The sequence below is a fragment of the Hallella absiana genome, from assembly GCF_025457485.1.
In the GTDB taxonomy this organism is placed as follows: domain Bacteria; phylum Bacteroidota; class Bacteroidia; order Bacteroidales; family Bacteroidaceae; genus Prevotella; species Prevotella absiana.
In genome coordinates, this window is the sequence record NZ_JAMXSP010000052.1 from 1 (window position 1) to 9,394 (window position 9,394).

Consider the following 9,394-nt stretch of genomic DNA (forward strand, 5'->3'; position numbering starts at 1 on the left):
TCTTGTTCCATGACCGCAAAGGTAAGCAAAAAAAATAGTTTTAGCACGCTATCATATCAAGTTCTTTGGTTAGGCAGCGGCATCCGTCCGCCACGGACAATCCCCCTTGGGCCTGTTTTTTCGTCAATTCAGCAGTATGTATATTGCGCAGGCAGACAAAAGAATTGCCATGACTGTGTTTGTCTGCTTGGGGTATCGGTCGTAGAAATCATGCAGTCCGGCACCGGCTAAGAGATAGACGAGATTGGCACCTGGACCGGCTATCTCAAGCAATGCCGTCATAATCAGCAGGTCGGATAACTTGTTCGAATAGGGCAGCACGAATGTTGTGTATGCCATGAGGTCAAAGATGATAATTTTCGCGTTGGTGAGTTGTACGACCATTCCCGAGAGAAATGTACAAGTATGGTCACTTGCTTTCGCTTCGCCTTTGCTGCGGTAGATTTGCCATGCCAAATAAAGTATGTAGGCGCAACCAACATCTTTGAGCCATACCACATATTTATCCATCATCGCTCCGACGAGGTGGGTTACAAAAGCTCCTAATGTTGCGGCAATGGTAAAGCCAGTAAGTAGTCCGAACCACATCGTCATCGCCTTCTTCGTTCCATTCTTCATTGAACAATGGAGCGAGAAGAGATTGGCGGGTCCTGGCGTAAAACCCACAAGGATGATTGCCAACAGAAGAGAAGGGAGTAATGTGATGGGCATATCAATATATTTTTCTAATGTCTGACAAAGACTCGTCTTCCACCGGCGTATTCCTCCTCTTCACCTCCGCTTCCTGCTTCTTCCGTGCTTCCTCAATGGCTTTTTCGTAGCCGGTGAGGGCAGCGAATGGAGAGAACTGGGCGGCGCGGTTGTACATGCTCATCCGGGGATGCCGCTGTGAGACGTGGTGCGGAAGATTGATGATGTCGTCGTAGTTGTCCATTTACTTTTTACCTTTTAATTATTACTTGGCCTACGCTTTGTGTCCTCCTATCTGATTGTTGCGTTCTTTCTGTGTCGCACCCTCTGCGTAGTTCAGTCCGCGCAGCAGGGCGTTCTTGCCAAACTCCTTTTTGATCTTCAGTGCCGCCTCCTGCAACCGCCGCTCCTTGGCAGCCGCGTTCCGTTCTTCCTTCTCTTCCCGTTCTTCCGCCTCATAGTCGGTGAAGAGGTCGAGCTGCACGGGCGAGTTTTGCCGTTGCCGCCGTGCCTCGTCCTCACTGATGACGTGGTTGACGGTGATGTTCAGCCGCCGGATGAGCAAGACCGGGTTGACAATGCGGTCGTAGAGCTCGGTGACGGCATGGATGATCTGCTGCGAGGAAGACGTGGGGCGGCCCAATGACAATGTGCCGTGGGCGTGCTTCGGCACACTGCGACCATACCAGTCGGTACTAACCTCCCCGTGATATTGCGCTCGGATAGCGGAGTTGGTGAGACTCTCGCGGTCGTAGCCCACCGTGAGCACGATCTGGTCGCCCACGAGATGCTTGTCAACCAGGTCGAGCGACAGTGCGTCCGCCATCTCGCGCGCCACCACACGGCCTTTCTCCGCCGTATACGCACTTTGCAGCACCTGACCGCTGCCCAGCGAGTTGGTCTCCGGCCTGTACGCCTTGATGTAGTCCATCGTCACTGGTTCCCAGCCCCAGGCGTGGTCGATGATGAGCTCGGCGTTGACACCGAACATCCGGTAGAGCAGCTCCTCGTTGTTCACCGACATCCTCGCCAACTGTCCCATTGTCTCGATGCCGATGCCGTTGAGCCTTGCCACGATGCCGCGTCCGAAGCGCCAGAAGTCGGTCATGGGCCGATGGTCCCACAACTTCCGGCGATAGCTCATCTCGTCGAGCTCGGCAATGCGCACCCCGTCCTTGTCTGCCGGGATATGCTTCGCCACCACATCCATCGCCACCTTGCAGAGATAGAGGTTCGTGCCGATGCCCGCCGTGGCAGTGATGCCCGTCGTGCGCAGCACATCGCGGATCATCGTCATCGCCAGTTCATGCGCCGTCATCTTGTAGGATTGCAGATAGTCGGTCACGTCGGCAAAAATCTCGTCGATGGAGTAGACGTGGATGTCCTCCGGCGCGATATATTTGAGGTAGATGCCGTAGATCTCACTGCTCACCCTGATGTACTCCGCCATCCGCGGCGTGGCGGCGATGTAGTCAGCCTCCCAGTCGGGGTGCTCCAGCAGTTCCTTGGCGAGATACGACTTCCCCGTGAACGGTCTGAATCCGATGGCCTTACGCCGCTCATAGTTCACCTCCCGCATCTTCTCCACGACCTCGAAGAGCCTTGCGCGCCCACCCAGTCCGTAGGCCTTCATCGAGGGCGACACCGCCAGGCAGATGGTCTTCTCCGTGCGGCTCACGTCAGCCACGACAAGGTTGGTCGTCAGCGGGTCGAGTCCCCTGGCGACACACTCCACCGAACTGTAGAAGCTCTTCAGGTCGATGGCAACGTAGGTCCTGTTCTTGCCGTTCAAAGCTCCGTCGGTTAAACTAATTCCTCCCAAAAGCTCTGCGGCAGATGGATATTCTCCACATCAACAGCCTTCTCAAACAGTGGGGCGATGTCGTCGGGAGTGAATCCGGCGATGCCACAGCCTATCGGGGTGACGAGGAACGTCTGTTCTGGATGCGCCTTGGCATAGCTGATAAACTTATCCACATAGGGTTGGATGGTCTCCACGTCGCCCTGCATGGTGGGGATAGCGTAGCTCTGCCCCTGCGGGCCGTCGCCATTGCCAAGGACAGCACCGAAGTAGAGTCGTGCCATGCGTGCGGCACCGCCTCCGTGCATCCCGGCGAGGTTGCTGCCGAAGACGAAAATCTCGTTGGGCTTGAGTGAGGTGATGTAGTCGGGTGTGGTGCGGTTGGAATAATCTTTCTCCATAGTTGGTGGTATTTGGTTTGAAAACGGCAGCGGACTTGCAGAGATAGACATCTTTGTGTCGAACTCTTTATCGTACATAATTTCTGACTCGGCTTCACAGGTCGGTGCCACATAGTAATGTTTGAAATAGGGGATGACAACCTCCTCCATCAGCCGGTGGTATTTCTGTGTCACGGCGGAAGGAGTGATGCCCAACTGTGCGGCCACCTCCTTACCTTTGAAACCCTCAATGAGCATCATCTGAAGGATGATGGACGATCGGTGGTCGCGGCCTATCACACTGTGGCAAATCTCATAGACTGTGTTGCGGAAGTCCTCAGAGAAGTTGTTGTCGGGGACGTCGAAACGCAGGCTGGCCTTCTCCATCCGCTCCTCGAAGCTCTGCAAGCACTGCTCCTTGTTGTAGTCCTTCAGGCGGTCGAGCAGCACGAAGCGGAAGCCGTTGATCATCCATGTCTTCAGTGTCATGCCGGGCTTGCGGTCCTCTAATTGGCGGAAGTTGTGTTTGTCAAGGGAGAGGTAATACTCATGGGCAATGCTATAGAAGTCGAGTCCCATCTTCCACTCCAGCCCATAGTGCTTATTATAGATGTGGTAAGCGATGCGGCAGACGCCGTAGAAATAGTCACGGGTGATCTGTGGGTCACGGTTTCGCAATCCTTCGATAATCTCTTCGTCGGTCAGCCCGACAGTGGTTTTCTTATTTTGCTCTTTCGCCATCTTGCTACAAAATTAATAAAAAAATTGCTCGGCACTTAATTTTTCCATGCCTTTATTCTTTTAAAAGATAAACGAGCTCGGAAAATTAAGTTTAAAAACAAAAATAATAAGGAGAAAAACTATGAAACGAGTATTCAATCTGATTATTGTCGACGAGAGCGGCAGCATGTGTGTCATCGAGAAGCAAGCCCTCATGGGACTCAACGAGACAATAGAGACAGTGAAGAAGATGCAAGGGCTTCATAAGGACATGGAGCAGCGCGTGACGCTCATCACCTTTGACAGCTCGCACAAGCGTTACGTCTTCGACAATGTGCCCGCAAGGGCCACGCACAAACTCACAAACAAGGAGTACCGCCCCGGTGGTGCCACACCGCTCTACGACGCTATCGGCATGGGTATCAGCAAGCTCAACGCCCAGACAACGGCTGACGACCATGTGCTGGTGACCATTATCACCGATGGCGAGGAGAACTGCTCGGAGGAGTATAACCTCAAGATGATCAAGACACTCATCGGAAAACTGAAGAAGTTGAACTGGACTTTCACACTCATCGGCACCGACAACCTCGACGTGGAGGGCATGGCAGGTGCGATGGCGATCGATAATCACTTGGAGTTCAAGGAAGACGAGGCTGGAACGGAAAGAATGTTCGCCCGTGAGTGTCGCTCCCGTGTCCGCTACAACGAGTGCATGGCTTTCGACATACCGATATCAATGGGAAGTTACTTCGATGAAGACGAAACAAAAAGTAGAAAAAAATAGCTGTCTGATGGTTCCGTAGCTCAATGGATAGAGCGTCTGCCTCCGGAGCAGAAGGATGCAAGTTCGAGTCTTGCCGGAATCACTGACAGGTTGTGATCGCTAATGTCACAATATTTTTGGCAGAGACACCGAACTATCTGTGTAGATACTTGTAGATAGTAAGTATCTCGTCGGAATAGCGCAACCTCTCCATAGCTGACTGTAGAAGAGCATTCACTTTGCGCTCGCTGTCAAAGAGTGCGATGAGTTCTTCCATGGAATGCCGACGGCGACCAATGCCGAAATAAAGGCGCAGTAGTTCACGCTCTTCTTCCGGCAAAACCCTGTCAAGCATGTCGCCAACCTGCTTGTTCAACTCATTGCGACGGACCAGGGCATCCGCCTGAATCCATGGCCGTTCGTCTATCTCGTCCTGCTTCTCCATAAAGAAGTCTTCCCAGAGATCGTTGGCTTGTGTATACTCGTTCTCCTCATCATAGAGGTAGTTGTCTATCGTCTCGTTATAGCTCATTTACTGGTCATTTCTTCTCAACCACTCCATGATGACACGGGTGATGCATATCTCTTCCTTTACGGTCAGCGGACGGCCTATGAATCCGTCCTTGCTTGTAACAAGCTTCATTATTTCTTCCTGTGTCATAATGTTTACTCTAAAATTGTTGCTACAATATGTCTGTTGCCACCGCCGTTGCGGAACTCGCAAAGGTAGATGCCCTGCCAGGTGCCAAGATTGAGCCGTCCTTTCTTCGGCAACTGTGGCAGGTGCCGGAGCACCTCATCCGTAATCAGATGGAAGCCACGGGACTGTGGCTTCAACTTAAATGCTACTTGCTGTATCATCAGAATTTTATCTTAAATCTTTACTATAACAAACCGAGTCATCCATGTGCTGGTATGGCGGATAGTTCTCAATGCGTTTATATCCCAGACCTTCATACAACTTGATTGCATAGCCCATCCTTTCACGTGTCATAAGCACCGTCCGCTTGTATCCGTGTTCACGAGCGAAACTTTCAAGTTCACGCATCATGAATGTCGCAAGGTGATGACCGCGGAAGGGCGGCTGCACCCATACACGTTTTATCTCTACATCGCCGTTGCCATGTTCCTTCAAACCGGAGCATGCCACAGGGACATCATCTTTCGAATAGACTATCATCGCATATTTAACGTCCTTCGACTGGTTGCCCGGAACAAACGACTGCCTGTTCTGGGGACCACCGACAAGCTGGTTGTAGAAGTTCTCAGTTATAGCGTGGAACTCCTCAAACTCCCTGTCGTGGCCGTCAGTCCATCGTATTCTATAATTTTTCACTTGTCCTTAGTGATATACTGCATCATTAGTATTCTTCCCGGCCATCCGGCACCACCATGGTCGAAGCCGCTGAGCTCATGGATAGGTATCTCATGGTTGCCGATTCATCTTAATTCTTGTTGCAATTTATCCATAAACTTGAAACTCCAGTCGGCCAAGGGGGAAGGACAACTCAGCAAGCCCTCATTATATTGCAAGTTAAGAAATGAGAAACGGATTCTCAAACGGGGATGAAAACGTTCATTATACACCGAGAGGCTTCGCCCGCTCACGCAATTTTCGGCTTTTACCTCCAGGGGGATGATGTCTGCCTCATGTTGCAGTACAAATTCTATTTCCGCCCTGCTGTCAGGCGACCAATAGTGAGGAATGTCTCCATTGAGCATTGGCATCAACGATTGCAGTATGGCATTCTCCGCCATGCTGCCCTTAAACTCCGTATAGTTGGCGTTGTAATCGAGCATTACCTGAGCCGGCAAATGGGCCAGCCGGCGCAACAAGCCACAATCACAGGCGTACACTTTGAAGGCACTAATGTCTTCGTATGCAGAAAGAGGGAGACCTGGCTTGGTGATGTTGAATATCCGATATATCATTCCTGCATCCTCAAGCCACATGAGGGCGTCCTCATAGTCTTTGGATCGTGCGCCCGGCTTCACCACTTTGTAAACAAACTTGCGGTTCTCCTTAGCCAACTGAGCTGGTAGCGAGTGCCATAGCGCATGGATGCGGGGAATATCCTTGGACTCAGCATATTTGGCAAAGTCAAGTTCATAAAGCTCAAGTATGTCCTGCAATACGTTCTCTACCGTTGCCATACCTCGGTTGCCAAGCAGACTGATGACAGCCTCCGGCATGCCTCCGCACACCAAATAGCGCCGGTATTCCGTTTTCAGTTTGTTGAAGATAATTTCCGGCAAGTGCTGGATTCCTTGCAAATCATCTACGAAGTCATAAGTCTTCCGGTCGGACGCTCTAAGAAACTCACGGAATGTTATAGGATACATCCGCATGATGCGCACCTTGCCCACGGGGACAGTCATACTACGTCTCCGTACCGCCACTCCTAATAGGCTTCCAGCTGCGATGACATGATACTCAGGCGCATCCTCGTAGAAGTACTTCAAACTGTTGAGTGCTTCCTCACATTCTTGTATCTCATCGAATATAATCAGCGTTTTACCGGCAATGATAGGAACATCTGTATAAAGCGCAAGTTCCTTGAGTATTCTTTGGGGAGACTTTGATATTTGAAACACAGATTTCAGTTCGGGTTGTCTGTCAAAATCAAACTTGGCACAATACTTAAAGCATTCCCGGCCAAACGTTTCCATCGCCCAAGTTTTGCCAATCTGCCGGGCACCCTTGAGCAATATCGGCTTCCGTCCGTTCTCCTCTTTCCATGTCTTGAAGGCTTTGATGATGTCCCTTTCAATCTCCATATCTACATTATTAAGTGCGGAAAAATGCAGATAGCTACATTTTTCTGCGGTTGTCAGTGCAAAGTTAAGTATTTCCCTTCAATTAGCAAAGAGTAAATCCACTTTTCCAAGCGACTTTTCTTCATCTATTCCATTTTTTTAAGCGACTTTTCTTCATGCCATGCCTCTTTTCCAAGCGACTTAGTACCACCTTGGTACTTTTTCCTTATGCTTTGTGTCCTCCTATCTGGTTGTTCCGTTCCTTCTGCGTCGCCCCCTCAGCGTAGTTAAGTCCGCGCAGCAGGGCGTTCTTGCCAAACTCTTTCTTGATCTTCAGTGCCGCCTCCTGCAGCCGCCGCTCCTTGGCAGCCGCGTTCCGCTCCTCCTTCTGTTCCCGTGCCTCCGCCTCATAGTCGGTGAAGAGGTCGAGCTGTACGGGCGTGTGTTGCCGTTGTCGCCGTGCCTCGTCCTCACTGATGACGTGGTTGACGGTGATGTTCAGCCGACGGATGAGCAAGACCGGGTTGACAATGCGGTCGTAGAGCTCGGTGACGGCACGGATGATCTGCTGCGAGGAAGACGTGGGGTGGTCCAATGTCTGCGTGCCATGAGCGTGCTTCGGCACACTGCGGCCATACCAGTCGGTACTGACCTCCCCGTGATATTGCGCTCGGATAGTGGGATTGGTAAGGCTCTCGCGGTCGTAGCCCACCGTGAGCACGATCTGGTCGCCCACGAGATGCTTGTCAACCAGGTCGAGCGACAGCGCATCCGCCATCTCACGCGCCACCACACGGCCTTTCTCCGCCGTATACGCACTTTGCAGCACCTGACCGCTGCCCAGGGAGTTGGTCTCCGGCCTGTACGCCTTGATATAGTCCATTGTCACCGGCTCCCATCCCCAGGCATGGTCGATGATGAGTTCCGCGTTGACGCCGAACATCCGGTAGAGCTGTTCCTCGTTGTTGACCGACATTCTCGCCAACTGTCCCATTGTCTCGATGCCGATGCCGTTGAGCCTTGCCACGATGCCGCGTCCGAAGCGCCAGAAGTCGGTCATCGGCTGATGGTCCCACAACTTCCGGCGATAGCTCATCTCGTCGAGCTCGGCAATGCGCACCCCGTCCTTGTCTGCCGGGATATGCTTCGCCACCACGTCCATCGCCACCTTGCAGAGATAGAGGTTCGTGCCGATACCCGCCGTGGCGGTGATGCCCGTCGTACGCAGCACATCGCGGATCATCGTCATCGCCAGCTCGTGCGCCGTCATCTTGTAGGATTGCAGATAGTCGGTCACGTCGGCAAAGATCTCGTCGATGGAGTAGACGTGGATGTCCTCCGGCGCGATATATCTGAGGTAGATGCCGTAGATCTCACTGCTCACCCTGATGTACTCCGCCATCCGCGGCGTGGCAGCGATGTAGTCAGCCTCCCAGTCGGGGTGCTCCAGCAGTTCCTTGGCGAGATACGACTTTCCCGTGAACGGCTTGAATCCGATGGCCTTGCGCCGCTCATAGTTCACCTTCCTCATCTTCTCCACCACCTCGAAGAGCCTGGCGCGTCCACCCAGTCCGTAGGCCTTCATCGATGGCGACACGGCCAGGCAGATGGTCTTCTCCGTGCGGCTCACGTCAGCCACGACAAGGTTGATCGTCAGCGGGTCGAGTCCCCTGGCGACACACTCCACCGAACTGTAGAAACTCTTCAGGTCGATGGCCACGTAGGTCCTGTTCTTGTCGGTCAATGGTGGATGCGTTATCTATATTTCTTAGCAAAAATACAAAATAAAATTTGATTGGCATAAACCATGAAGCCTTTTTATAAAAAAAAGGCAAAGAATAGGATAGGCAAGTTCAACATAGAAGTGCAATCAGTACGGACTGGTCTATACCTCGCGTCCGGAGGAAGCAGTGACCGACAAGACGGAGGTGAAGGATATGATTGCCGAGATACAGGAGTTTTATAGGAAGTGAGGAAGGCTTTTAAGCATTCAAAGCAAATTTACTCATAATTCTTCCAATTTATATTGCTGCAAAAAGAAAAAAAGTTGTAACTTTGCCATGTAAATACTAATAATCGAACTCGTGTTAAAACTAATAGTCGTGCATGCGGTTAATACTAACATTAGTTCATAAGTGAAATCCAATGAAATTTGTAGGTGATCCTTAATTCCGCAACACTATTACAAATATAACTTTTTAAGTACCTGAGCAACAAAAAGTTGCCCAGGATTTTGCCATGTCGAAGAATTCACTTATCTTAGTGTTGCAAAAATAAACA

General features: G+C 51.4%; 11 protein-coding genes and 1 tRNA gene. 2 read left to right on the forward strand and 10 right to left on the reverse strand.

What is annotated here, in order from left to right; genetic code table 11:
* Positions 1-123: 123 nt before the first annotated feature.
* The 4 genes from NG346_RS13845 to NG346_RS13860 are packed head-to-tail and all read right to left on the reverse strand — an operon-like array spanning position 124 to position 2,892.
* Positions 124-711, reverse strand: coding sequence for a LysE family translocator (locus tag NG346_RS13845; RefSeq protein WP_262281246.1), 588 nt, complete (start codon positions 709-711; stop codon positions 124-126).
* Position 712: 1 nt separating this feature from the next.
* Positions 713-934 (reverse strand): hypothetical protein, encoded by a 222-nt coding sequence (locus NG346_RS13850; protein ID WP_262281256.1) that lies wholly within the window; start codon positions 932-934, stop codon positions 713-715.
* Positions 935-964: 30 nt separating this feature from the next.
* On the reverse strand, positions 965-2,482 hold the full coding sequence (locus NG346_RS13855) for a Y-family DNA polymerase (protein ID WP_262288882.1): 1,518 nt from the start codon (positions 2,480-2,482) through the stop codon (positions 965-967).
* Between the two features lie 11 nt (positions 2,483-2,493).
* Positions 2,494-2,892: an A1S_2505 family phage non-structural protein gene (locus NG346_RS13860; protein ID WP_262281255.1), complete on the reverse strand. Its 399-nt coding sequence runs from the start codon at positions 2,890-2,892 to the stop codon at positions 2,494-2,496.
* An 841-nt stretch (positions 2,893-3,733) separates the two neighbouring features.
* On the opposite strand from NG346_RS13860, the gene NG346_RS13865 reads away from it, so the two are divergent.
* Positions 3,734-4,378, forward strand: coding sequence for a vWA domain-containing protein (locus NG346_RS13865; RefSeq protein ID WP_262281248.1), 645 nt, complete (start codon positions 3,734-3,736; stop codon positions 4,376-4,378).
* 9 nt (positions 4,379-4,387) lie between these two features.
* Positions 4,388-4,460 (forward strand) — tRNA-Arg (locus NG346_RS13870).
* A 51-nt stretch (positions 4,461-4,511) separates the two neighbouring features.
* Here NG346_RS13870 and NG346_RS13875 read toward each other — a convergent pair.
* The 6 genes from NG346_RS13875 to NG346_RS13900 form a co-directional block, all read right to left on the reverse strand.
* Complete coding sequence (locus NG346_RS13875) at positions 4,512-4,889, reverse strand: hypothetical protein (protein ID WP_262281249.1); 378 nt, start codon at positions 4,887-4,889, stop codon at positions 4,512-4,514.
* Positions 4,890-5,018 carry a hypothetical protein gene (locus tag NG346_RS13880; protein ID WP_262281250.1) on the reverse strand — a complete coding sequence of 43 codons (129 nt, stop codon included), beginning with the start codon at positions 5,016-5,018 and terminating at the stop codon, positions 4,890-4,892. It abuts the gene before it with no gap.
* Positions 5,019-5,023: 5 nt separating this feature from the next.
* On the reverse strand, positions 5,024-5,218 hold the full coding sequence (locus NG346_RS13885) for a YjbQ family protein (protein ID WP_262281251.1): 195 nt from the start codon (positions 5,216-5,218) through the stop codon (positions 5,024-5,026).
* Positions 5,219-5,225: 7 nt separating this feature from the next.
* Entirely contained in the window at positions 5,226-5,693 is a 468-nt protein-coding gene (locus NG346_RS13890) for a GNAT family N-acetyltransferase (RefSeq protein WP_262281252.1), read from the reverse strand.
* Between the two features lie 104 nt (positions 5,694-5,797).
* Positions 5,798-7,135, reverse strand: a complete 1,338-nt coding sequence (locus NG346_RS13895) for an ATP-binding protein (RefSeq protein ID WP_262281253.1) — start codon at positions 7,133-7,135, stop codon at positions 5,798-5,800.
* 205 nt (positions 7,136-7,340) lie between these two features.
* Entirely contained in the window at positions 7,341-8,858 is a 1,518-nt protein-coding gene (locus NG346_RS13900) for a Y-family DNA polymerase (RefSeq protein WP_262281254.1), read from the reverse strand.
* Between the last annotated feature and the right edge of the window lie 536 nt (positions 8,859-9,394).